General features: G+C 70.2%; 18 protein-coding genes. 7 read left to right on the forward strand and 11 right to left on the reverse strand.

Annotated elements, in window-relative coordinates; all coding sequences use genetic code 11:
* Window positions 1-195: 195 nt before the first annotated feature.
* The 3 genes from L3K22_RS08605 to L3K22_RS08615 all read right to left on the reverse strand — a co-directional run bounded on the left by L3K22_RS08605 (window position 196) and on the right by L3K22_RS08615 (window position 3,257).
* Entirely contained in the window at window positions 196-1,761 is a 1,566-nt protein-coding gene (locus L3K22_RS08605) for a GMC family oxidoreductase (RefSeq protein ID WP_263311007.1), read from the reverse strand.
* Complete coding sequence (locus L3K22_RS08610) at window positions 1,758-2,351, reverse strand: hypothetical protein (protein WP_062947727.1); 594 nt, start codon at window positions 2,349-2,351, stop codon at window positions 1,758-1,760. Before L3K22_RS08610 ends, L3K22_RS08605 begins: the two co-directional genes overlap by 4 nt.
* A gap of 114 nt (window positions 2,352-2,465) precedes the next feature.
* The gene (locus L3K22_RS08615) at window positions 2,466-3,257 is read right to left on the reverse strand and encodes an IclR family transcriptional regulator (RefSeq protein ID WP_263311008.1); all 792 of its coding nucleotides are present in this window, start codon (window positions 3,255-3,257) and stop codon (window positions 2,466-2,468) included.
* Window positions 3,258-3,380: 123 nt separating this feature from the next.
* On the opposite strand from L3K22_RS08615, the gene L3K22_RS08620 reads away from it, so the two are divergent.
* The 6 genes from L3K22_RS08620 to L3K22_RS08645 all read left to right on the forward strand — a co-directional run bounded on the left by L3K22_RS08620 (window position 3,381) and on the right by L3K22_RS08645 (window position 8,631).
* Window positions 3,381-3,701, forward strand: coding sequence for a putative quinol monooxygenase (locus L3K22_RS08620; RefSeq protein WP_263311009.1), 321 nt, complete (start codon window positions 3,381-3,383; stop codon window positions 3,699-3,701).
* Between the two features lie 524 nt (window positions 3,702-4,225).
* A complete protein-coding gene (locus L3K22_RS08625) occupies window positions 4,226-5,671 on the forward strand; it encodes an MDR family MFS transporter (protein WP_263311010.1) in 1,446 nt (481 codons plus the stop codon).
* 169 nt (window positions 5,672-5,840) lie between these two features.
* Window positions 5,841-6,596, forward strand: coding sequence for a helix-turn-helix transcriptional regulator (locus L3K22_RS08630; protein ID WP_263311011.1), 756 nt, complete (start codon window positions 5,841-5,843; stop codon window positions 6,594-6,596).
* 128 nt (window positions 6,597-6,724) lie between these two features.
* A complete protein-coding gene (locus L3K22_RS08635; protein ID WP_263311012.1) occupies window positions 6,725-7,528 on the forward strand; it encodes a VOC family protein in 804 nt (267 codons plus the stop codon).
* 101 nt (window positions 7,529-7,629) lie between these two features.
* Window positions 7,630-8,124 carry a flavin reductase family protein gene (locus tag L3K22_RS08640; RefSeq protein WP_263311013.1) on the forward strand — a complete coding sequence of 165 codons (495 nt, stop codon included), beginning with the start codon at window positions 7,630-7,632 and terminating at the stop codon, window positions 8,122-8,124.
* Between the two features lie 195 nt (window positions 8,125-8,319).
* Entirely contained in the window at window positions 8,320-8,631 is a 312-nt protein-coding gene (locus L3K22_RS08645) for a hypothetical protein (protein WP_263311014.1), read from the forward strand.
* A gap of 16 nt (window positions 8,632-8,647) precedes the next feature.
* On the opposite strand, the gene L3K22_RS08650 is transcribed toward L3K22_RS08645, so the two are convergent.
* Complete coding sequence (locus L3K22_RS08650) at window positions 8,648-10,309, reverse strand: ABC-F family ATP-binding cassette domain-containing protein (protein WP_263311015.1); 1,662 nt, start codon at window positions 10,307-10,309, stop codon at window positions 8,648-8,650.
* A gap of 136 nt (window positions 10,310-10,445) precedes the next feature.
* Between L3K22_RS08650 and L3K22_RS08655 the strand changes: the two genes are divergently transcribed.
* Window positions 10,446-11,666 (forward strand): acyl-CoA dehydrogenase family protein, encoded by a 1,221-nt coding sequence (locus L3K22_RS08655; protein ID WP_263311016.1) that lies wholly within the window; start codon window positions 10,446-10,448, stop codon window positions 11,664-11,666.
* Between the two features lies 1 nt (window position 11,667).
* On the opposite strand, the gene L3K22_RS08660 is transcribed toward L3K22_RS08655, so the two are convergent.
* The 7 genes from L3K22_RS08660 to L3K22_RS08690 all read right to left on the reverse strand — a co-directional run bounded on the left by L3K22_RS08660 (window position 11,668) and on the right by L3K22_RS08690 (window position 23,955).
* Window positions 11,668-13,962 carry a sodium-translocating pyrophosphatase gene (locus L3K22_RS08660; RefSeq protein ID WP_263311017.1) on the reverse strand — a complete coding sequence of 765 codons (2,295 nt, stop codon included), beginning with the start codon at window positions 13,960-13,962 and terminating at the stop codon, window positions 11,668-11,670.
* Between the two features lie 223 nt (window positions 13,963-14,185).
* Entirely contained in the window at window positions 14,186-14,731 is a 546-nt protein-coding gene (locus L3K22_RS08665) for a DUF4411 family protein (protein ID WP_263311018.1), read from the reverse strand.
* The gene (locus tag L3K22_RS08670) at window positions 14,731-15,891 is read right to left on the reverse strand and encodes an ImmA/IrrE family metallo-endopeptidase (RefSeq protein ID WP_263311019.1); all 1,161 of its coding nucleotides are present in this window, start codon (window positions 15,889-15,891) and stop codon (window positions 14,731-14,733) included. The genes L3K22_RS08665 and L3K22_RS08670 overlap by 1 nt, the downstream gene beginning before the upstream one ends.
* A gap of 130 nt (window positions 15,892-16,021) precedes the next feature.
* The gene (locus L3K22_RS08675) at window positions 16,022-19,228 is read right to left on the reverse strand and encodes a type I restriction endonuclease subunit R (protein WP_263311020.1); all 3,207 of its coding nucleotides are present in this window, start codon (window positions 19,226-19,228) and stop codon (window positions 16,022-16,024) included.
* A gap of 1 nt (window position 19,229) precedes the next feature.
* On the reverse strand, window positions 19,230-20,396 hold the full coding sequence (locus tag L3K22_RS08680; protein ID WP_263311021.1) for a restriction endonuclease subunit S: 1,167 nt from the start codon (window positions 20,394-20,396) through the stop codon (window positions 19,230-19,232).
* Window positions 20,393-21,994 carry a type I restriction-modification system subunit M gene (locus tag L3K22_RS08685; RefSeq protein WP_263311022.1) on the reverse strand — a complete coding sequence of 534 codons (1,602 nt, stop codon included), beginning with the start codon at window positions 21,992-21,994 and terminating at the stop codon, window positions 20,393-20,395. Before L3K22_RS08685 ends, L3K22_RS08680 begins: the two co-directional genes overlap by 4 nt.
* Window positions 21,994-23,955 carry a hypothetical protein gene (locus L3K22_RS08690; protein ID WP_263311023.1) on the reverse strand — a complete coding sequence of 654 codons (1,962 nt, stop codon included), beginning with the start codon at window positions 23,953-23,955 and terminating at the stop codon, window positions 21,994-21,996. The genes L3K22_RS08685 and L3K22_RS08690 overlap by 1 nt, the downstream gene beginning before the upstream one ends.
* Window positions 23,956-24,091 lie beyond the last annotated feature (136 nt).

The following is a 24,091-nucleotide window of genomic DNA, read 5'->3' on the forward strand; positions in this document are numbered from 1 at the left end:
CTCCGCACCGTTCAGGACATGCTCAACGCAAGACCCCGAGTGGTCCTCGACGGGGCTACTCCCAGTGAGACACTCGAAGAACTGATCACCACAGTCGCACTCACCGACTGAACCGGCCTTCTCGATACCGGTCGAGATCTGCCTCTCGATTCCTGAAGGATCCCGGCGGGGCCGCCGGGACCCGTCCGCTCCGGATCAGACGGTGCCGGCGCGGAGCGACTCGGCGATGTGCTCGGCCTGACGGATCGCGAGCGCCACGATCGTCAGCGTCGGGTTCGCCGCGGCGCCGGTGGTGAACTGCGAGCCGTCCGAGACGAACAGGTTCGGCACGTCGTGCGCCCGCCCGAAGCGATCCACCACACCGTCCTCCGGCCGCTCGCTCATCCGGCAGGTGCCGAGGTTGTGCGTGGAGGGGTACGGGGTGGTGCGATGCGTGCCCACCGCCCCCACGGCCTCGTACAGCGCCTCGCCGCGGGAGTAGGCGTGCTCGCGCATCGCGAGGTCGTTGGGGTGATCGTCGAAGTGGACGTGCGCGACCGGCAGGCCGTGCTGGTCCGTGACGGTGGGGTCGAGCGTGACGGCGTTGGACTCCTGGGGCATGTCCTCCCCCACCAGCCAGCAGCCGGCGGTGTTCTCGTAGGCGTCCAGCAGACGGGTGAAGCTCGGCCCCCAGGCGCCCGGCTCGACGAAGGTCGCCATGAAGGCGGGCCCGAGAGAGATGGTCTGGATGTAGTAGCCGCCGGCGAAGCCGCGGGAGGGATCGTGCACGGACTCGTCGCTGATGTTCCCGGCCATCGTCTCGCCGCGGTACATGTGCACCGGCTTGTCGAACTGCGCGTACACGCTGCCGGTCATGTGGCGCATGTAGTTGCGGCCCACGAGGCCGGAGGAGTTCGCGAGCCCGTCGGGGAACAGCGACGAGGAGCTCAGGTGCAGCAGGCGCGGCGTCTCGATCGCGTTGCCGGCGACGCACACGAGCTTCGCCGCCTGGCGGTGCAGGTTGCCCTCGGCGTCGAGGTAGAGCACTGCATCGACCCGCCCCGTCCGGTCGTGCAGGATCTGCGCGACGTGGGAGTCGGGCCGCAGGTCGAGCTTCCCCGTGGCGAGGGCGCGCGGGATCTCGCGCACCATCGTCGACCACTTCGCGCCGCTCTTGTCACCCTGGAAGTTGAAGCCGTCCTGGATCGAAGCGGGTCGGCCGTCATAGGGCTCGGCGTTGGTGCCGTAGGGCCCGGTGGCGTAGTGGCGGTAGCCGAGCTTCTCGGCGCCCGCAGCGAGGACCTTGTAATTGTTGTTCGCCGGCAGCGGCGGTCGGCCCCCGCGGTGGGTGGAACCGATCGCGTCCTCGGCGCGGGTGTAGTACGGCTCGAGCTCCTCGTAGCTCAGCGGCCAGTCCATCAGGCTCGCGCCGTCGACCCGGCCGTAGGTGCTGCGGGTGCGGAACTCGTGCGGCTTGAAGCGGGGGGTCGCCCCGGACCAATGGGTGGTGGTGCCGCCGACGGCCTTGACGATCCAGGCCGGCAGGTTCGGGAAGTCCTTCGCGATGCGCCAGCTGCCGGAGGTGGTGCGGGTGTCGGCCCACGCCATCTGGTCGAAGGCGGCCCATTCGAGGTTCATGTAGTCCTCGCCGCGCAGGTACGGGCCGGCCTCGAGCAGCACGCACTCGATGCCCGCCTTGGTCAGCTCGTAGGCGAGGGTGCCGCCGCCGGCACCCGACCCGATGATGACGACGGCCTCGGTGGAGTGGTCGATACTGCTCATGCCTGCTGCCCCTTCGTCCCGCGGCCGGTGCGTCCGGCGCGCGCCCTGCTCTGTCCTGCCGGGACGGCGGCGCCCCGGACGCTCTTAGTGGTCGCCCCGCGGGGGAGATCGGAGACGACCTCCTCCAGCGGCTCCCCGTCGTACTCCTCGATCCGCGGATCCGGCAGCCAGTCCAGATCGTCGAAGCCGCGGTGGAGGTAGCCGCCCTTCTCGAAGGACGGGCCCTCGTAGCCGATCACCTCCCAGACCTCCTCGTCCTCGTAGAGGCTGACCACCACGGTCTGCCGCACGAAGCCGAAGAAGGTCGTGTGCTGGATGCGCAGCAGCAGCGGAAGCGCCTCCTCGGGGCTCAGCTCGGCGAAGCGGCCGTCCGCGAGGGCCTCGAGGGAGTCGAGGCCGTGGGCGAGCTTGACCCGCATCCACGCGCTCTCCTCCGCCGCGCAGCGGACGGTGTCCGCGGCCCGCCGGTAGGCCGAGTCCGGCACGCGCTCGTGCGGGAACGCGGCCTTGATCAGGGCGGTGAGCGTCGCCTCCGCCTCGTCGGTCCCTTCGATCTCGTTCACGGCCTCGTCGCCGTCCGGTGCGCTCATGGCGTCTCCTTCCCACTGCATCTTCGTCAGTGACCTGAGGCACACGATAGGCAGGGGCTGCGGCGAGCGCACAGCGCCGTTATCGCCGGGCGAGAACGCCGACGGGTGTCGCGGTCAGTGGGTCTGCGCCCCCAGGCGATAGGCGCGCCCGGCGCGGGAGGCGCAGGCCCGCACCCGGTCCTCGACATGGCGCAGACGCCCCTCATAGGCGGCGACCGGCGCGGAGACCGCGACGGTGCCCAGCAGCATCCCGTCGTCGGCCTTGATCGTCGCGGCGAGGCAGCTGGAGCCGGGCACGAACTCCTGGTGCTCCCAGGCGATGCCGCGCTCGGCGATCTCGGCGAGCTGGCTGCGCAGCTCCCCCGGGTCGACGAGGGTGCGGTCGGTGTGGGCACGCAGCGGCCCTGCCAGGTACTCCTCCTGCTCGTCGGGAGCGAGGGAGGCGAGCCCCGCCTTCCCGAAGGCGGTCGCGTGCGGGCTCTCGTGGAAGCCGAAGCCGAGCGGGGACAGCCGCGGAGCCTGCGGCGAGTCGGAGACGTGCACGACGACGAAGTCGGTGCCGCGGTGGATCGCGAGATAGGCGGCCATGCCCAGGTCACGATGCATGGCGTGAACCTCCTCGCGCACGGAGCGCGGGATGCCGAGATCGTCATGGAGGCCGACGGCCAGGCGGTGCAGCTTGTAGCCCAGCGCGAAGCGCTTCTCCGTGCGCAGGTGCACCAGGTACTCGGAGCGGATCAGCTCCTGCGCGATCCGGTACACCGTGGGCAGCGGGATCGAGGTCGCCTCGGAGATCCCCCGAGCGGTGCTGCTGCCGTGCTCCGCCACCGCCTCCAGCACCGCGATCGCCCGGGCGACCTGGCCGCCCTGGTCCTGGGCTGATCGGCCTGTGTCGTTCGAGGTCATCGTCGTCCTCCTTCCGGCGACCATTGTGCCTGAGCTCTGCTTCTTGCCCTGCGAGAATCGAGGTTCCCCGCGCGTGCCGGATACGGCAGGCTGGTCCCGTCACCTCTCAGAAAGGACCCGACGATGATCCTCATCAACGTGAAGTTCCCTGTGAAGCCCGAGTTCGCCGACCGCTGGCCCGAGATCGCGAGCGAGTTCACCGAGAACACGCTCGCCGAGCCGGGCAACCTGTGGTTCGAGTGGTCGCGCAGCGTCAAGGATCCCAACACCTACGTGCTCATCGAGGCGTTCACCGACGAGGGCGCCGGCCCGCACGTGGACTCCCCGCACTTCAAGAAGATGCAGGAGGAGTTCCCGCAGTACCTCACGGCGACGCCGCAGATCATCTCCCACCAGATCGACAGCGACGGCTGGGGCCCGATGGGCGAGATCTCCGTCGACTGACAGCGGCGCGAGCTGGCGTCGGAGCGGCAGGCCCTGCGCTTCGGGAGGCTCGACCGTCGCCACGACGGGCCGACGCGGGGGCGTCCACCGGGCGGTGGGCGCCCCCGCCGCGTCGTCCTGTCGAACGCTCCCGCCCGTCACCCCACACCCCGGTTATCGCCCTGCCCGTCACACGCTGCTCACGGTAAGCATCAGGCCTCTCGCCGACCGAGACCCGGGCGAGCGCGGCGGTGACGGGGCCACCTACCGAGGGCCTCGGCGAGGGCAGGTGCTCGCCGGGCGAAGCACCCGGGAGCGAGGGAGGCGATCGACTCGTCGACGCGCACGAGGAGGGAGGAGGGGTCGGCCACCGCTCCATCGAGCGAAGAGCGTTGCCGGATGAGGCATGCACCTCCCTCCTCAGAACTTGCACTCAGTGCAAATTTCGACCTACTGTGATGGAGGCGGTCGAGACCGCCGACCGCCTCGAGCGGGGACGAGCAGAGAGGGGCCAGGTGGCGACCCGGACGAGAGAGGTGCCCGCCGTGAGCGGCGAGACGAACGGCAGGACGGCAGGCTCCGGGGGCCCGGCCCCGGCGCGAGTGAACCCGAACATCGTGATGGCGGTGCTGCTCGCCGGCGCCTTCGTCATCATCCTCAACCAGACGCTGCTGAACACTGCGCTGCCGGCGTTCATGGCGGACTTCGATATCACCGCGAATGCCGCCCAGTGGGTGACCACGCTGTTCATGCTGGTCAACGGGATCATGATCCCCGCGACGGCGTTCCTGATCCAGAAGTTCTCCACCCGCACGATGTTCTTCGCGGCGATGGGCATCTTCGCGCTGGGCACGCTCATCTGCGCGGTCGCGCCGGCGTACGCGGTGCTCCTGGTGGGCCGCGTGGTGCAGGCCGCCAGCGGCGGCATGATCATGCCGCTGATGCAGACGATCCTCTTCGCGATCTTCCCCATCCACCGTCGCGGCACGGCGATGGGCACCTTCGGCCTCGTGATCTCCTTCGCCCCTGCGATCGGCCCGACCCTGTCGGGCTTCATCGTGGACCACTGGTCCTGGCGGGTGCTGTTCGTGATGATGCTGCCGATCACGCTCGGCGCACTGGTCTTCGCCCATCTCACGCTGCGCAACGTCACCGAGCAGACCGATCCCCGCCTCGATGTGCTCTCCCTGATCCTGTCGACCTTCGGCTTCGGCGGCCTGCTGTTCGGATTCTCCACGGCGGGCACCTCCGGCTGGGCGAGCGCGCAGGTGATCGCGCCGCTGGCCGTCGGGGTGGTCGCGCTGGCGTGGTTCGTGCGGCGCCAGCTGCGGATCGAGGAGCCGCTGCTGCAGCTGCGGGTCCTGCGCACTCCGATGTTCACCCTCGGCACCGTGCTGGGCATGCTGGTGTTCATGGCGATGATCGGCGGCATGCTGATGATCCCGCTGTTCATGCAGAACATGAGCGACTTCTCCGCGATGGAGTCGGGGATGGTGCTGCTGCCGGGCGCGGTCATCATGGGCGTCATGTCCCCGGTGACGGGCCGGATCTTCGACCGCTTCGGCGCCCGGGCGCTCGCGATCGTCGGCTTCGCGCTGCTGGCGTCGATGAGCCTGATGCTGGCACGTCTCACCCCGGAGACCTCCTTCGCCTACATCGCGATCGTCAACGCGGCGCGGATGCTGGGCACCGCGATGGTGATCATGCCGGTCACCACAGCGGCGCTGAACCAGCTGCCGCAGCGCCTCATCCCCCACGGCGCCGCCGTGAACAACACCCTGCGCCAGATCGCCGCCTCGGTCGGCACCGCCGTGCTCGTCACCGTGATGACGGTCGCCGCGCTGGACCCGGCCGAGCACGGGATCGAGGGCCAGATCCACGGCGTCAACGTCGCGTTCGACGTCTCCGCCGGGATCGCCGCGCTGGGCCTCGTCGGGGCGCTCTTCCTGCGCAACTCGAAGCCGGCCGGGGGCGTCGACCCCGAGCGCTGATCCCAGCATCTCCGGTCCGCCGCTCGGCGCGCCCCTCCCCCGCGATCCCGTCGACCCGTCCCGGTCGGCGGGGTCGCCGCACTCCCGGCCGTCCGCGTCGCCGCAGGTCCGATGAACGAGCTCCCGTCGGCCAGGCCGTCCGACGGGCCGCCGCCGTAGACTCTCGAGGGTGACGCCGCTCACGACGCCCCTGCCGGAGGCCGCGCTGACCTCCGTGGTGGAGCTCGCCCGGGATCGGGCGCCCTCGCTGCGGGTCGCCGATCTCGCCGATGCGGCCGGCTACAGCCCTTTCCACTTCTCGCGGCTGTTCAGCGCGCAGCTCGGGATCGGCCCCGGCCAGTACCTGATCGCCCTGCGCGTCGGACGGGCGAAGGAGCTGCTGCTGGCGGACGACGCCGCGGTCATCGACGTGGCCTGCGAGGTGGGCTTCGACTCCCTGTCGAGCTTCGGCCGCCGCTTCCGCAGCACCGTCGGCGTCACCCCGGGACAGCTGCGCCGCCTCGCGCAGACGGTCGCCGATGCTCCCCCGCGCCCCTTCACGATGCTGCGCCCGCACCCGCTGGGCGCCCGGGCAGTGCGGGCGGTGCTGGAGCTCCCCGAGGGCGCGGACCGGCGCGGCGATCCCTCGATCTGGGTGGGCTGGTATCCGCAGCCCGCGCCGATCGGCCAGCCGGCCTCGGGCGTGCTCGTCACGGGAGTCGACCACGTCGACCTCCCACTGTGCGCGGGCGCCCCGTTCCTGCTCGCCTTCGCGGTGCCGCCGCACGCCGATCCGCTGGACCTGCTCGCACCGCGGGCGCCGATGGTCGCGGCGCACCCTGCGCCGCTGACCGGGACAGGGGAGGTCACGCTCCGCTTCGGGACCTCCGCGGCGGGCGGGAGCGTGCCGATGCTCTCCGCACTGCCGGCGCTGCGCCCCGCCTGATCCCGCGGCGCCGCGGCCACGCGGACTGCGCATGATCGGACGCACCTCCGCCCCGCCCCCGCCCTAGCGTGGGAGCCCCGGCCGGACCGGCCGCGGCCGCCGCAAGGACCACGAACACAGGAGGAACCATGACCCGCAGCACCGGCACCACCACCTGGCTCGATCTCTCCGCGCAGGACGTCTCCGCCGTGATGCCCTTCTACTCCGGTCTGTTCGGCTGGGAGGTCGAGGGCCTCGGCGAGGAGTTCGGCGGCTATCGGATCCTCCGCAACGACGGGAAGCTCGTCGGCGGCGCGATGTCCGTGGCGGGGATGACCTGCCCCGAGGGCAGCCCCCTGCCGTCCGAGTGGGGCGTCTACCTCACCGTCGACGACGTCGACGCCCGCGTCGCCAGGGCCCGCGAGGCGGGCGGCGGCGTCGTCGTCCCCGCCGATGAAATCGGCGACTCCGGCCGCATGGCCGTGGTCCTCGACTCCGTCGGCGCCCCCATCGGGATGTGGCAGCCGAAGCAGCTCGAGGGCTACGAGTTCACCGGGAGACCCGGCTCCCCCGTCTGGTTCGAGCTGATGACCCACCGCTACGACGACGCCGCCGCCTTCTACACCGCGGTGTTCGACGCCGAGCTGACGCCGATGGGCGAGGGGATGGACGAGGACGGGGACGGCTTCCGCTACGCGACCAACGGCTCCGGAGAGAGCGCGAGCTGGGGCCTCTGCGATGCGGCGGGGATGACGCCCGAGGAGGCCATGGGATGGCGCGTCTACTTCGGCGTCGAGAGGACCGAGCAGGCGCTCGCGAAGGTGCAGGAGCTCGGCGGGAGCGTGCTCGACGGCCCGATCGACTCACCCTTCGGACGGATCACCACCATCGCGGATCCCGAGGGGGCGAGCTTCCAGATCAGCGCGATGGGCGAGGCGATCTCGGAGGGCTGATCCACCTCGCTGACCTGCCACTATGACGCCGCATGACGGTCGGGTCCCAGGACGTGGGCCCGGCCGTGCGCGGGCGCGGCACGCGTCCTAGAGTCAGGAGCATGCTGACCGATTCCGCGCTCCGTGAGGCCTTCTCCCACTTCCCGCAGGGAGTGGTGCTGGTCGCCGCAGAGATCGACGGCGTGCGCCACGGACTCGTCGCCTCGACCTTCACGGTCGGGGTCTCCCTCGAGCCGCCGCTGGTCTCCGTCGCGGTGCAGCACAGCTCGCGCACCTGGCCGCTGCTGCGCGAGCACGGACATCTCGGGATCACCGTGCTCGGCGAGCGCCAGCGCGGCGTCACCCGCCAGCTCGCGGGACCCGACCGGGAGCGCCGCTTCGAGGGCCTGGACGTGGAGACCGACGAGCACGGCGCGCTGGTGCTGCAGGGCGCCCCCGCCTGGATGACGGTGCGGGTCCACGACGAGGTGCGCGCGGGTGATCATGACCTCGCGCTGCTCGAGGTCCTCTCGATCGACAGCTCCCCGACCGCCGAGGCGATGGTGTTCCATCGCAGCCGCTTCAAGGGGCTCGTCGAGGACGACATCGCCTGCTGAGCCCCGAGGCTGGCCCCGGGGCGCGTGAGACGCGTCTCAGACCGCCGGATTCCCGTGAGGAGTACGCCTCGGTCACTCCCATCTGTCGGACCGCTGTCCGACAATTTCCGGGAGACCGCATTCCGGGCGGTCGAGCTGTTCCCCGTCGGGCCCTGAGCGCCCGAGCGGATCCTGGCTTCCGAGGAAGGACCCTCCATGCAGTTCACCCGTGCCCACGCGGTCGCCTTCGGCGACTGGCTCGAGCGCGAGCAGATCCGCCGCGCCCTCCTCGCGGAGCGTCCCGAGCTCGACGGCGTCCTGCACCTGGACCCGGAGCGTCCGCTGCTGCGGATCCCGGGCGTGGAGCGCGGTGCGGTGATCGTGGCCCGGCTCGACGAAGAGGACGGGGCGACCTGGCTGGTGGGTGTCGCGGGCGATTCCGATCCGGTGCTGCACGAGGCCTCCTCCCCCGATGAGGCGGCGCGGATCGCGCTCGACGTGCTCGAGCCCTGCCCGCTCGCGGGCTGACGGGGACGCCGGGTCCTCAGAGCTCGGTGACCTCGCCGTCCTCCACCTGCCACCGCCGGTCGATGCGCACGGTCTCGAGCATGCGCCGGTCGTGCGTGACCAGCAGCAGCGTTCCGGTGTAGCTCTCGAGCGCCTGCTCGAGCTGCTCGATGGCGGGCAGATCCAGATGGTTCGTCGGCTCGTCGAGCACCAGCAGGTTCACGCCGCGCGCCTGGAGCAGGGCGAGCGCCGCACGGGTCCGCTCGCCCGGGGACAGCTCGGCGCAGGGCCGACCCACGTGGTCCGCGCGCAGTCCGAACTTCGCCAGCAGGGTGCGCACGTCCGCCGGGGTCATCTCCGGCAGCAGCGCCCCCGCCGCGTCGGCCAGCGGCGCCTCGTCGGCCAGCAGGGAGCGCGCCTGGTCGATCTCGCCGATCCGCACGTTCGCGCCGAGCGAGGCCGCGCCCTCGTCGGGCTCGATCCTGCCCAGCAGCAGCTGCAGCAGGGTCGACTTCCCGGCGCCGTTGGGGCCGGTGATGCCGATGCGGTCACCGGCGTCGACCTGGAGGGAGAGCGGCCCCAGCGTGAAGGCGCCCCGGTGCACCGCGGCGCCCGCGAGGGTGGCGACGACGCTGCCGGAGCGGGGCGCGGCCCCGATCGTGAACTGGAGCTGCCACTCCTTGCGCGGCTCCTCGACCTCCTCGAGCCGCGCGATCCGGCTCTCCATCTGCCGCACCTTCCGCGCCTGCTTCTCGCTGGACTCGGTCTGGGCGCGTCGGCGGATCCGGTCGTTGTCCGGCGCCTTGCGCATCGCGTTGCGGACGCCCTGGCTGGACCATTCGCGCTGGGTGCGGGCGCGGTCGACGAGGTCGGCCTTCTTCTGCGCGAACTCCTCGTAGCGCTCGCGGGCATGGCGTCGCACCGTGGAGCGCTCCTCGAGATAGGCCTCGTAGCCGCCGCCGTAGAGACGGTGGGAGTGCTGGGCGAGGTCCAGCTCGAGCACCTCGGTGACGCAGCGGGCGAGGAACTCGCGGTCGTGGCTGACCAGCACCACCCCGCCGCGGAGGCCCTGGACGAAGGCCTCGAGCCGGTCGAGGCCGTCGAGGTCGAGGTCGTTGGTGGGCTCGTCCAGCAGCACCAGGTCGAAGCGGGAGAGCAGCAGCGCGGCGAGTCCCACCCGGGCGGCCTGGCCGCCGGAGAGGGAGGTCATCGCCACCTGCTCCGCCTCTCCCGGGCCGATCGGCAGGCCGAGATCGGCGAGCACGACGGGCAGGCGCTCCTCGAGGTCGGCCGCGCCGCTGGCGAGCCAGCGGTCCAGCGCCGCGGCGTAGACGTCGGACGGGTCGGGGCCGCCGGGCGGGGCGTCGTGCTCGAGGGCGGTGGCGGCGGCATCCAGGTCGGCGGTGGCCCGGGCGCAGCCCGTGCGTCGGGCGACGTACCCGGCGACGCTCTCCCCGGGGGTCCGCTCGTGCTCCTGCGGGAGCCAGCCCACGAAGGCGTCCGACGGGGAGAGGGTCAGTCCGCCCTGCTGCGGGGCGGCGGCTCCTGCAAGGAGGCGCAGCAGCGTCGACTTCCCGGCGCCGTTCACGCCGACCACGCCGATCACGTCCCCGGGGGCGACGGTGAGGTCGAGGCCGTCGAAGAGGACGCGGTGGCCGTACCCTCCGGCGAGGTCATGGGCGACGAGGGTGGCGGTCATCCCGGCATTCTCGCACCTGCCCGAGCGGCTGCTCCGCAACGCCGTGTGACGGCATGAGTCAGCACCCTGGGCCCGGCGGCGCACGTCACCCTAAGGTCGACCATCACCACCCGTGAGCACCGAGGAAAGGACACCTATGACCACGCTCGCCGAGCTCCGCGCCCGCTTCGCCCCCGTCATCGAGACCATCGCCCAGGGGACCCTGGACCGGGAGCGCGAGCGCGCCCTGCCCCACGGCGCCGTGCGCGCCCTGGCCGAGGCCGGCTTCGGGACCGTGCGCCTGCCGGTCGAGGCGGGTGGCTTGGGTGCCACCTTCGGGCAGCTGACCTCGCTGCTGGTGGACCTGGCCGCCGCCGATGCGAACCTCCCCCAGATCTGGCGCGGGCACATCGCCTTCGTCGAGGACCTCCTGATCACACCGCACGCCGAGTTCCGGCAGCGATGGCTGCGACGGATCGCCGACGGGGCGGTGATCGGGAACGCCTGGTCGGAGATCGGCTCCGTGGAGCGAGGCTCCCAGGGCACGAAGGTCGCGGTCGAGGGCGAGCACGCCGAGGTGACGGGCCGGAAGTTCTACACCACCGGCTCCTACTTCGCCGACTACTCGGACACCCTGGTCGAGGCGGCCGACGGGTCCCAGCACATCGCCGTGGTGCCGTTGGTCCAGGCCGCGGTCACGCGCAGCGACGACTGGGACGGGTTCGGGCAGAAGCTCACCGGGACCGGCACGATCGTCTACGACCGCGCGCGGCTCGACGCCCGGGACGTCATCCCCTTCGAGGACCGGTTCGGCTACCAGACCGCCGTGTACCAGCTGGTGCTGATCGCCGTGCACGCCGGGATCGCCGCGGCAGTGCGCGAGGACGCCACGGCGGCGGTCGCGGCCCGCACCCGCACCTACAGCCATGGCAACGCCGACCGGGTGCGGGAGGATCCGCAGATCCTGCAGGTGCTCGGCGAGATCTCCGCGGTCGCCGCGACCGCGGAGGCGCTGGCGGGCCAGGTGGCGGAGGCGATCGAGGAGGCCGCCCGCGCGGCGGGTGCCGGCGGCGAGGAGGAGCGCTCCGCCCTGGTGGCGGCGGAGCTCGCCTCTGCCCGGGCCCAGGTGGTCACCTCCCGCTTGGTGCCGGAGGCGGCGACGCGGCTGTTCGACGCGCTCGGGGCCTCGGCCGTGCGCGAGACCTCGGCGCTGGATCGCCATTGGCGCAACGCCCGCACGGTCGCCTCCCACAACCCCTGGGTGTACAAGGCCCGCGAGATCGGCGCCTTCGAGGTCAACGGCACCGAGCCGGGATACCAGTGGTCCATCGGCACCGTGGGGTCGCGGGAGGACGCCTCGGCGCCCGTCCCCGTCTGAATCAGCTGCCCTGCGCGTCGACGGCCTCGAGGTCGTCCTCGGTCTCGAGCACCACACCGCGGCGGATCGAGATGGTGACGGCCACCGCGATCGCGATGATCGCGACCGCGGCGATCGCGTAGCGCAGCGGATCGGCCTGGCCGCTGAGCGCGCTCATCCCCACCACCGCGGGCGCGATCAGCACGGCGACCAGGTTCATCACCTTGATCAGGGGGTTGATCGACGGGCCGGCGGTGTCCTTGAAGGGATCGCCGACGGTGTCGCCGATGATCGTGGCCGCATGGGCGTCGGAGCCCTTTCCGCCGTGGTGGCCGTCCTCGACGATCTTCTTCGCGTTGTCCCAGGCCCCGCCGGAGTTCGCGAGCAGGATCGCCATCAGCACACCGGAGGCGATGGCGCCGGCGAGATACCCGGCGAGCGCCGGGGCGCCGAGGCCGAAGCCGACCGCGATCGGCGCGGCGACCGCGAGCAGGCCGGGCGTGGCCAGCTCCCGCAGCGAGTCGCGGGTGACGATGTCGACGACCTTCCCGTACTCGGGCTTCGCGGTGCCCTCCATGATCCCGGCGATGTCCCGGAACTGGCGGCGCACCTCGTAGACCACGGCCCCGGCGGCCCGGCCCACCGCGCTGATGGCGAGGCCGGAGAACAGGAACACGACGGCCGCGCCGATGATCACGCCGACCAGGGTCTGCGGGGAGAAGACCACCGATTGGGCGAGGAAGTCCTGGTAGCGGTCCCCGAGCACGTCGCGGATCGCGTCGGTGTAGGAACCGAACAGCGCTGTCGCGGCGAGCACGGCGGTCGCGATCGCGATGCCCTTGGTGATGGCCTTGGTGGTGTTGCCGACGGCGTCGAGCTCGGTGAGCACCTGCGCGCCCTCGCCGTCCACGTCCCCCGACATCTCCGCGATGCCCTGGGCGTTGTCGGTGACCGGGCCGAAGGTGTCCATCGCGACGATCACGCCGACGGTGGTGAGCAGTCCGCAGCCGGCGAGCGCGATCGCGAACAGGCCGGTCACGCCGGCGCCGCCGAGCAGGAACGCCCCGAACACGGCCGCGGCGATCACCAGCGCCGTGAAAACTGCGGACTCGAGCCCGAGGGAGAAGCCGGAGAGCACGACGGTCGCGGCGCCGGTGCGGGAGGTCGCGGCGACCTGCCGGACGGGCCGATCCTCGGTGGAGGTGTAGTACCCGGTGAGGTACAGGATCGCGATGCCGAGGGCGATGCCGATCACGACGGCGCCGGCGGCGACGATCCGCGGGTCGTCGATCGCGGCGGAGGCGTCCTCGATGCCGAGGGCGGAGAAGCTCGCGGGCAGGTGCACGAAGGCCGCGATCGTGCAGAGCACGGCGGAGACGATCGCGGAGAGCAGGAAGGAGCGGCGGATGGTGGCCAGCGCGCTCTGGCCCTTCTTCGGAGTGGTGAGGTAGATGCCGATCAGCGCCGTGATCACACCGATCGCGGGAACGACGAGGGGGAAGACCATCCCGGCCTCGCCGAGCGCGGCGAGGCCCAGGATCAGCGCGGCGACGAGCGTGACCGCGTAGGACTCGAAGAGGTCCGCGGCCATGCCCGCGCAGTCCCCGACGTTGTCGCCCACGTTGTCGGCGATGGTCGCGGCGTTGCGGGGGTCGTCCTCGGGGATGTTCTGCTCGACCTTGCCCACGAGGTCGGCGCCGACGTCGGCCGCCTTGGTGAAGATGCCGCCGCCGACGCGCATGAACATCGCGACCATCGCGGCGCCGAAGCCGAATCCCTCGAGCACGAGCGCGGCGTCCCCGCGGAAGAGCAGCACGACGGCCCCGGCGCCGAGGAGGCCGAAGCCGATCGTCGCCATGCCCACGCACGCCCCGGTGCGCACCGCGATCAGCATCGCGGGGTCGCGACCGGTCTCGTGCGCGGCGGCGGCGACGCGCACGTTCGCGCGCACCGCGAGCCACATGCCCAGGTAGCCGATCAGGCCGGAGAACGCGGCGCCGACGAGGAAGGCGACCGAGCGGGCGCCGCGCAGCAACAGGCCCTCGGTCCCCTCGACGCCGTGGGTGGGCAGGAGGAGCAGCAGCAGGAAGGCGATCACGGCGAAGACGCCGAGGGTGCGCAGCTGGCGGCGCAGGTAGGCGGCCGCGCCCTCCTGCACGGCGCCGGCGACCTCGTCCATCGCCTCGGTGCCGGTGCGGGCCCGCAGCACCTCGGCGCGGAAGCGCAGCGCCATCGCGATCGCGATCAGGGCGATCACCACGATCACCCCCACCGTGGTGAGACTGCCCAGGGAGAGCGTGATGGAATCGGGGTTCATGAGGTCCTCCGCACGTCGTCGTGTTCCGGGGTCCTTCCAGGTGCCGGAACACTAGCCCGTCGCCGGGCCGACGTACAGACCCGCGGGTAGGGAGCGGGCTCTCCACCACCGCCCCCTTGTTCCGCGGAGACCGATGGGTACGCTGGTCCCGCCGGTGACAAGAGGGTCAGGGATCCTCTTCCGCAGAGCGGATAGCCGGCGCTCTCGCGCCCGGCCCCTGCGATCAGTCGAGGCCCGGGATCGTCGGCGCTCGCGTCTCGGCACGGAGCTCTGTCTCAGCTGAGTCGACGAGATGGAGAGCTGCCCCGGTCTCCCTCAGCACGGTGAAGATGTCAGCGGTCGCCACTCCCATGCCGGCGCAGGCGTCGGGGATCTTCACTCGCTTCTGCGCCTGCGGGCTGGGCTGCTCGTTGGTGATCACCGTGTCGCCGTGCCCGATCGCGTGTGCGATCAGGAGGAAGTCCGCCCGATCGCTGGAGAACTCATTCAGCGCTGATTGCCGATAGTTCTGGTGCCGAGCCCAGTCGCTGAGCGGTCGGAAACGCTGGACCGTGAGCTGATCGATCGGCAGGAAGAAGTCTCGACGACCTCGAGCCCATTCCGCGAGCTCATCATCGCCCTGCACAAGCTCATCACGGACGGCGTCGATGCTGATCAGCTTCCCCGTCCGGTGGCCCTGCTCGAGCCATGCCCAGAACCCGGGCGCGATGTCGAACGCGTAGTACCTGTTCTTCGCCTCGATCAGGACGTTCGCGTCGACGAGATGCATCAGCGCGTCCCGACCCGCTCGGCGAGCGCCTCGAACGTGCTGTGCTTCTTGGTGCCGAGCAGCTTGTAGGCATCGCGATAGCTGGTCCCGCCCTCGCGTGCGCTCGCGACGACCGCGCGCGCGAACTGCCTGCTGAGGCGTTGCGATTGGACGTTGTAGAAGTTCCCGCCTCCGGACCGGTTCTCCTTCGTCTCGGCGAAGAGCGCGAGGACGCGCTCCTCCTCCTGCGCATAGAGCTCCCGAAAACGGTCCCGCGGGACCAGCTCGGCGTCGACGAGACGCTGAAGGACGACGAGCGTGCTGACGGTGAAACGGCGTGCCAGGACATCGAGACCTTCGGCGGAGAGGTCGCCTCGGAACGTGGAACGCACGGATTCGATCGGCATCAACACCTCGGCTGCGACGGCATTGCACCACCGTTCCTCGGGAGGACCGCCTTCTTCGCCGGGTACGACGTCGGAGAGGGCGCTGCCCCCGAGCCAGACGTGCGCGAACTCGTGGAGGAGCGTAAAGATCTGTGCGGACTTGCTGTCCGCCCCATTGATGAACACCACCGGGGCCAAGTCGTCGGCCAGGGTGAAGCCGCGGAACTCCTCGGGCCGCAATGCGCGGTGCGTATTGGACCCCACCACACCATTGACCATCACGAGCGTCCCGCTCGCCTCGACTTGGTCGGACAGCAGGCGGAAGGCCGCGCTCCAGCTCGGTGCCAGAGGCTCGGTCCTCGGGTCGAGGCCGAGAACCTCCTGCATTCTCTGCGCCATGACAGTGGGGTCGTCGTCGGTCGTCGCCGTGCCGACATAGGCGACAGGTTCCATCCCGTTCTCCACTGCGTGGTCACGGAACCAGCTCTGACGCATCTGGCACTGGTAGATCGTGTCGAGGAGGTCCGCGGATGGGCGGGTGATCCCTGTGCCGCGCAGGGTGCGCATGTCGGGCACCGGGAGCGGCTCCTCCGGCGGCGCGGGGAGGAAGAGCTGGCCGAACGGCGCATGAGTGGCGTTCGCGAAACGCTCCAGCTGCTTCACCGTCGGCCGGCGAGTCCCGGCCCTCCACTCGGTGAGCTGAGGGAACTTCCGCTCGGCGGTCTCCTCGTCCCACCCGGCGCGTTCGACTGCCCAGTCGAGGATCGTCGGAGCGACATCCACATGGACTGTCACGGCGCGACCTCCCGTCCTGGTCTCTCTCGGCGCTCTACCCGGGTTTCCATGGTAGGGGTGCGCACCGTCCGTGGACCGGTTCCTGTGGACGACGCCATCACGGGCCGCGACAGGTGCTTGCCACGCATCGTCAGGCCGATGCGCCTTGCAGTTCCTCCGCATACCGGGGCGCGAGCGATTCCATCTGGTGCATGACGTTCACGATCGCCTCGCTCTGCTGGTCCGGCGGGTACCTGTACTTGCGCAGCAGGCGTTTGATCGAGGAGCGGAGCTTGGCCTTCACGTCGTCGCGCACGGTCCAGTCGGTGCGGATGTCGCGGCGCATGGTCGCCACCAGCTCCCGGGCGATCTGGGCGAGGGTGTCGTCGCCCATCACATCGACGGCCGACGGGTTCTGGGAAACCACGTCGTAGAACGCGAGCTCGTCGGTGGCCAGCGGCGGCGAGAACCTCTCGCCGCGGTCGGACTCCGCACGGACCTCCTCGGCCATCTCGATGAGCCGAGCGATGACTTCGGCGGCGGTGAGCTGCTTGTTGGTGTACTTCAGCATCAGCTCGTTGATCCGCTCGGAGAACAGCTTCGAGCGGACCTCGTTGCCACGGGTGACTCGTGCCGCCTCCTCCAGGATGGAGGCCTTCAGCGCCTCGATCGCGAGCTGGGACTTCGACGGCTTCTTCGCCTCCTCGACCCAGGCGGGGGTGATCGCGTCAAGACGCTGCAGCTCGAGCCCCGCCTCCTGGTAGATGTCGACCACCCCGGTGCTCTCCGCGGAGCCGACCAGCAGTTCGCCGAGCAGGCGCCGCACCTCGTCGGTGATGGGCTCTCCGCGGGAGAGGCGCTCGCGGGCGTCGTACTTCGCCATCCACACCCGCACCTCCTTGTAGAACTGCACCTCGGGCAGCAGCGGCTGGATGTCCTGGTGCCCAGCAGCGAGCGCCCAGGCACGGTCCAACTTCGAGGAGAGGCTGCGGAAGGCGTCGGCGAGGGGGCGGGCGTTCGGATCCTCCGGGTCGGTGTTCCCGTCGGTCAGCGGCGAGCGCAGAAAGTTCGTGGTCGCGGAGACGGCGTCGATGAAGCCGCGGCGCACGTCAGCGTTCTGGATCGCCCTCCAGTCGAGGGTGACGATCTCGCGCAGCGAGCCGACGAGGCTGTGGACCAGCTGGGCGGCCTCGTCGACGTCGCGCCGGCCGACGTTGGGGTCGGTCGGGTCGGCATCGTGGGTGAACTCCCGCAGGGCGGCGTTGAGGTTCTCGAGCAGCGGGGCGTAGGCGACGAGGAGCCCGTCCTGCTTGCCCTTGTAGGTGCGGTTGACGCGGGCGAGGGTCTGCATGAGCAGGGCGCCCTTGATGCTGCGATCGAGGTAGAGGGTGTGCAGGGCGGGGGCGTCGAAGCCTGTCAGCATCATGTCCTTGACGATGACGATCTCGAGCTCGTCGTCGGGGTCCTTGACGCGCTGCTTGACGGCGGCGATCGCGCTGGGGCGGCGCATGTGCGCCTTGATCTGCTCTGGGTCCGACGGGTTCGCGGTGTAGACCGCCTTGATCCTCCCCTTGGCGTCGGAGTCGTCGTGCCAGTCGGGGCGCAGCGCGATGATCTCGTCGTAGAGCCGGGCGGCGATGGAACGGGTGGCGGTGACGATCATGGCCTTGCCGGGTCCCTCGATCGCGGTGCGCATGTTCTCCCGCCGCTGCTCCCAGTGCGCGACGAAGTCCTCCGCGAGGGTGCGCAGGCGCTCGGGTGCGCCGTAGAGCGCTTCGAGCACGACGACGGACTGCTGGAGGCGCTGGCGGTCCACGTCGTCCAGGCCCGCGGTGGCCTCCTCGGCGGCGTCGTCGATCGTGTCGTCGTCGAGGTCGGCGAGGCGGGCGAGCTGGATGAGGCGGGGTTCGAAGTAGACAGGCACGGTGGCCTTGTCGTCCACCGCCCGACGCAGGTCGTACACGTCGATGTCGGCGCCGAACACCTCGCGGGTGTCGCGGTCCGCTTCCCGGATGGGTGTGCCGGTGAAGGCAATCAGCGCGGCGTTCGGCAGGGCGCTGCGGAGGTGGCGGGCGTAGCCGTCGAGATCGCCGTAGTGGCTGCGGTGGGCCTCGTCGGCGATGACGATGATGTTCCGACGGTCCGAGAGCAGGGGATGCGCGGCACCGGCCTCACGTTCGGTCTGGGTGCGGCCGAACTTCTGCAGGGTGGTGAAGTAGATCCCGCCGGTGCGGCGCTCGCTGAGCTGGGCGCGCAGCTCCTCGCGGGAGCCGATCTGGCGGGGCTGCTCGGGCAGCAGCGTGGAGCGCTGGAACCCGTCGAACAGCTGGGTGTCGAGCTCGGTGCGGTCGGTGAGGACGACGATGGTGGGGTTCGCGAGCTGCGGGTGGCCCATCACCTTCGCGGTGTACAGCTCCATCTCCATGGACTTGCCGGAGCCCTGGGTGTGCCAGACCACGCCGATCCGGCCGTCGGAGCGGACGGCCTCGATGGTGGAGCCGACCGCTTTGGTCACCGCGAAGTACTGGTGCGGCTTGGCGATGCGCTTGGTGAGCCCGGAGGCATCTTCATCGAAGGCGATGAAGTCGTGCAGCAGCTGTCCGAAGCGCTCGAGGTTGAACAGGCCGTTCAGCGTCCAGTCGATCTCGGTGTGGTGCTCGCCGTCCGGGCCGGGCTCCCCCATGGCGACGGGGTGTCCGTCATCGTCCACGTTCCAGGAGGCGAAGTGGTTCCAGGGCGTGAACGGCGTGCCGTAGCGGGCGTTGATCCCGTCGGTGGCGACGACGAACGCCGCGAAGCGGAACGCCATCGGCAGCTCGGCGACGTAGGTCTGCAGCTGGTTGAACGCGGCCTCGGCGGTCGCGGCCCGGGAGCCGGCCTGCTTGAGCTCCATGATCGCCAGCGGCAGACCGTTGACGTAGGCGATGAGGTCGAAACGGCGCTCTGTCTGCCCGCGCCGCATGGTCACCTGGTTCACCACCCGGTAGCTGTTCAGCGCCGCGTCACCGGAGAGGAAGCGGATCACTGGGGTGCGCTCGCGCCCGTCGTGGTCGACAAACGTGATGCCTCGGTACCCGTCGCGCAGAATCGTGTGGAGGCGGTGGTTCTCCGTGATCGCGTCCTGCGACTGCGGGGTCAGCACCTCCGTCGCGGCCTGCTGCAGAAACTCCCCCGGCACGTCGGGGTTCAGGTTCTTCAGCGCCCGGTCGAGCGTGCCGCGCAGCACGATGTCCTGCCACGACTCCCGCTCCCCCGAGCCCGGCGCGACCTCCGCGCCGGGCGTGTACTGCCAGTCGAGCTCGCCCATTCGATCGATGACGAGCTGCTCCCAGGCATCCTCTCCGGTGTGGGACGACATGTCAGACGACCTCCTCGACGGTCTTCTCGGCATCCTTGACGGTGATCTTGCCGGACATCAGCAGCGGGAGGAGCTCGCCGCGGGTGGCGCTGAGAACTTCGTTCTCGCCTTCAGAGAGCACGACTCTCTCCATAAGTGGCCGGTTCACCTTGCCGAAATTCTTCGCGCTAGCAGAGTCGTACGATACGGCAAGTGACCCTACAGAGTTCTTGTTCACATGCTGCTGGGCGCCTCCCGTAGCCCAACCCATTAGTTGCTCTCTTTCGGCGCGGACGGCTAGGTGCAGCCACAGCCGATCCTCGGGGGGAGCCACAACGCCAACTACAGACTGATTCGCGGCCATGGGCGCGGCGAGCCATCCCATCTGCCCCAATGTTGCACCGGTAATCGCCACACAAGTGGTGCCAGCCGGAAGGATCTTTGCAGCGCTCTTCTCGAGACCAACACGAGTAATCATCTCTGAAGCCGAGAAGATTACTCGACTATTGCAGGCGCCAGAATTAATCCACGGAACATCGCCGCCCCAATAGCCATCCACCTTCCGACTCGGGGTTCCGCCAAGCAAAACTTGCGCCAACTCAGAAAGCATCAGCTTCCCAACGCCTCTCCGGGCACTTTCAAACCTAAAATTGAGCAGTTCGAGCCCGCCAGCAACTACTGACCGATTCGCGGCAATCTTGTCGTCGAGAGCGCCGAGAATTTCGCCAATAGCGCGCTGGACAGGCATGCGAGGCAACTGCCCCGCATCCAACGTTCGCACGTCTGCAACGTTAAGGTGCGGTACCGTCGATCCGGCAGCGAGCGACTGCACCACCGACTGAACACTCGGAGATTGAAGAAGATAATAGAGGAACCGGGCATCAAGAAGACCAGGAATCGCTCGGATAAGTACGGTTCTTTGACCTGGCGCGATGTTTTCCGCATCAGGAATCCGCACGACTGGGCCCACCGGAGCCTCTCGCGCAAACAAGACGTCTCCCGCTCGGGGTTTCATCCGCCGCGTCCAATGCTCGAAGGTGTCCCTATCGATACGTCGGGCCTCGGCGTAGTTGATGACATTTCCGCGCATGGCCGGAGTCCCGACCGCAAAAAACTCGCCGTGAGGCGACTCTGGCGCAGTCTTATGTTCGCAGTCAACGAGGTCGACCAAGGTGCCGAGTACTGTCATGCCAACCTCCCCAGCTGCTCCCGCACCACCGCGTCCAGCCGCGCGGACTCGTCCAGCGCTGCGGTGAGCTCCTTCGTCAGCCGGTCGATCTTCTCGTCGATCGGCTCGTCGTCCTCCTCGGCCTCAGGCGCGCCGACGAAGCGGCCCGGCGTGACCGCCCAGCCTGCCTGCTCGATCTCGTCGATCGTCGCGGACTTGCAGAAGCCGGGTACGTCCTCGTACTCACCCTCGGCGGAGGCGCGGCCGCGCCAGGTCCGGAAGGTGTTAGCGATCCGGTGGATGTCCTCGTCAGAGAAGGTGCGCTCCACGCGGTCGACCATGTGCCCCATCTCGCGGGCGTCGATGAACAGCACCTCGCGGCTGCGATCGATCGATCCCTTGGATCCTGCGGTCTTGTCGTTCGCGAAGAACCACACGCACACCGGGATCGCGACCGAGCGGAACAGGTTCGGCGGCATCGCGACCACGGCGGAGACCACGCCGGCCTTCAGCATGTTCTTGCGGATCTCGCCCTCTCCCCCGGTGTTCGAGGCCATGGTGCCGTTGGCCATCACCACCGCGGCCTCGCCCTGCGCGGAGAGCTTGGAGAGGATGTGCTGCATCCAGGCGTAGTTGGCGTTGCGCACCGGGGGCACGCCGTAGGTCCAGCGCTTATCGTCCTCGCTGCGGGCCCAGTCCTTGATGTTGAACGGCGGGTTCGCCAGCACATAGTCCGCCACCAAGTTCGGGTGGATGTCGCGGGCGAAGGTGTCGCCCCAGCGGGCGCTGAGGCCCTGGGAGTCCATGCCGTGGATGGCGAGGTTCATCTTCGCCATCCGCCAGGTGCGCTCGTTGAGCTCCTGGCCGTACACGGCGATGTTCGTCGGGTCCTCGTCGTGCGCGGCGAGGAACTTCTCCGCCTGCACGAACATGCCGCCCGAGCCGCAGCACGGGTCATAGACCCGGCCCCTGTGCGGCTCGAGGATCTCTACCAGCGTGCGCACCAGCACCGGCGGGGTGTAGAACTCGCCGCCGCGCTTGCCCTCGGCCTTGGCGAACTTGTCCAGGAAGTACTCGTAGACCTCCCCGAGCAGGTCTCTCGCCTTCGAGGCGCCCTGCCCGGTGAAGCGGGCAGAGTTCAGCAGGTCCACCAGCTCGCCCAGGCGGCGCTGGTCCACGTTGTCGCGCCCGTAGATCCGCGGCAGGGTGCCCTCGAGGGAGGTGTTGTCGCGGCCCAGATGCCCCATCGCGGCATCGATCAGGTCGCCGACCGTCTGCCGGTCGGTGCCGGGCCCGGCCTGGGTGCCCTTGGCGTTCGCGGCGATGTGCTCCCAGCGCGCGGCGGGATCCACCCAGAACACGCCGGAGCCGGTGTACTCGTCGACCTCCTCGAGGGTCTCGGCGATGAACTGCTCGTCCTCGCCGTCGAGCTCGGCGCGGATCGCCTCGCGCCGTTCCTCGAAGGCGTCGGAGACGTACTTGAGGAACACGAGTCCCAGCACGACGTCCTTGTACTGGCTGGCGTCCATGGAGCCGCGGAGCTTATCCGCCGCCTTCCACAGGGTGTCCTTGAGCTCCTTGGGCGTCGAGGGCGCCAAGGTCGCCTGTTTCGTGGCCATCAGTTCTCCTTTGTGGGGGTGGTGAGCGTGGCGGCGAGGGTGCCGGCCGCCACGGCCTGGATGAGTTCGTCCTCGAGCTGGTCGAGGGAGTCGAGTCGCCGACGGAGCTCGGCACGGCGATCCTCCAGCAGGGGTCCGACAGCGTCGAGCGCCGTGACCGCCTCGGCGGGGATCGTGCGCAGGCGCCAGGTGCGCCGGTCGCGGCCCTCCTGGGCGGCGATGTCGGCGGCCACCACGCGGGGGTGCAGCACCCGGGACGCGTGTGGACCGGTCAGGCAGCGCAGCACTCGTGCCGGGGCCTGCAGCACGTGACCACCGGCCGTATCGACCACAGCGGCGGCGCCGCCCTCGGCCGTGAACACCACGTCGCCGGGGAGGGTGAGGATGCTGCGCGGGACGGTCTGCTCCAGCACGAGACGGTCCACGGCCCGCTGTCCGAGGCGGCTCGGCTCGCGCACCTCCTCCGGTCCGATCACGGCGACGCTGCCCGCCGCAGGGGCACCGATCACCTGGGAGGGCAGGCGTGTGCCGCGGACCTCGCGGGCCAGGCCGTTCAGGGCCTGCGCCCAGGAGAGCGTGGGATCGGTCCGGTTCTCCTCGGTGGCGCGAAGGGCGAGGGTCTGCGAGAGCGACCCGTCGTCGAGCTCCCAGAGCCGGGCCAGGCTCTCGCCGCCGCTGCGCGCCGGTCCGGACTGCGGGGAGAGCAGCAGATCCGGTCGCTGCAGGAGCGCGCCGGTCGCCAGTCGCGTGCTGCGGAGGAAGGCGTGGGCGGTCAGGGAGGTGCCCCCGGCCAGTGCCGCGGCGACATCGGCGGCGAGCGCCGTGCGGGAGGAAGCGTCCAGGGTAGTGTCCGCATGCTCTCCGTAGACGGTCCAGTCCGTGCCGGCATGTGGCGTCGCGGTGCCGAACACCCACATCGCGAGCCGGCGTCGGCCGCTGAAGCGGCAAAGGCCCTTCGGCAGCCGGGCCGCGTAACGCAGCGGGGCCGGGCTCTCGGGGCGGGGCAGCAGCAGGCGCGAGCGTGCGGCGCGATGGGCTTCCTGCCGGAGCGGATCCAGCAGGAGCTCGCTCGGGCCGATCACCATGGCGAGGTCCGACGGACCGAGGTCCAGCAGCATCGACTCGATCCGGTCGTACAGCTCGTCCGGGTCCTCGGCGGCCGGATCGTGGTGGAGCGCGAGGTGCGGCTCCTCGGCTCCGGCCTCTCGATCGACGACGTGGTCGGTCCCGGCATGCGCGGCGAGCATGCGGAGCGCCGCCCAGGACTCCGCGGCCATGTCGGCAGAGAGGTCGACCCCGTACCGCGGCTGGTCCTCGTCCTCGAGGGCGAGTGCGAGCTCTGTGGCGAGCAGCAGCGCCCCCGGATCCTGGGGGTCGAGGCGCCGGGGCGCGAGCTCGAGCAGTCCGCGCAGGATCTCGACCACCAGCGCGATTCCGGGCGCGGTGAGCGCCTCCCGGGCCCAGGGCCCGCGGGGGCGGCTGAATGACCCCGCCAGCCGGTCTAGCAGGGCACGCCCCGAGAAGGCCGCCTCGGCGAGCTCGTCCACGGCGGACAGGAGCTCGGCCCGAGCCCACAGGCCTTCGAGTCGATGCTGGGGGATCAGCAGCTCGGAGGTTCGGTGCGCGAGGGCCTCACGGACGTCCTCCGGCCGGACCTCCGTGAGCGGCCCGCCCACCAGATCGTGCAGGAGGAACAGGACCGAGGCGGTCTCGGGGTCGCCCCGCAGCTCCTCGAACTGCGAGGAGTGCAGGAGCACCTCGAGCGGCGCCTCGGGATTGTTCCCCTTCCCCGACGCCTCCAGCCAGGCGGCCACCTGCTGTGCGTCGAAGAGCAGCTCATCCTCCGACAGCGAGGGCGGGAACGGGTGCGGCGTGCCGGCGAAGCGGGTGCGCCACATGCTCACCACTCCCCGCTGCACGCGGGTGAGGTCGGCGATGGACTGCATGGTCACGGTCGGCACGGCTCACCTCCTCGGGGGATGACCTCACCGTAACCGAGCACCAAGATCGCATCTGCCGATTTCCTGCTAAGGGGCCTTATCTCATTCTTGTGCTCCGATTGTCGCCGCGACTCCGCATGGTCTACCCATGCACCGC

Origin of the sequence: Brachybacterium atlanticum (genome assembly GCF_025669985.1) — a bacterium.
Taxonomy (GTDB): Bacteria; Actinomycetota; Actinomycetes; order Actinomycetales; family Dermabacteraceae; genus Brachybacterium; species Brachybacterium conglomeratum.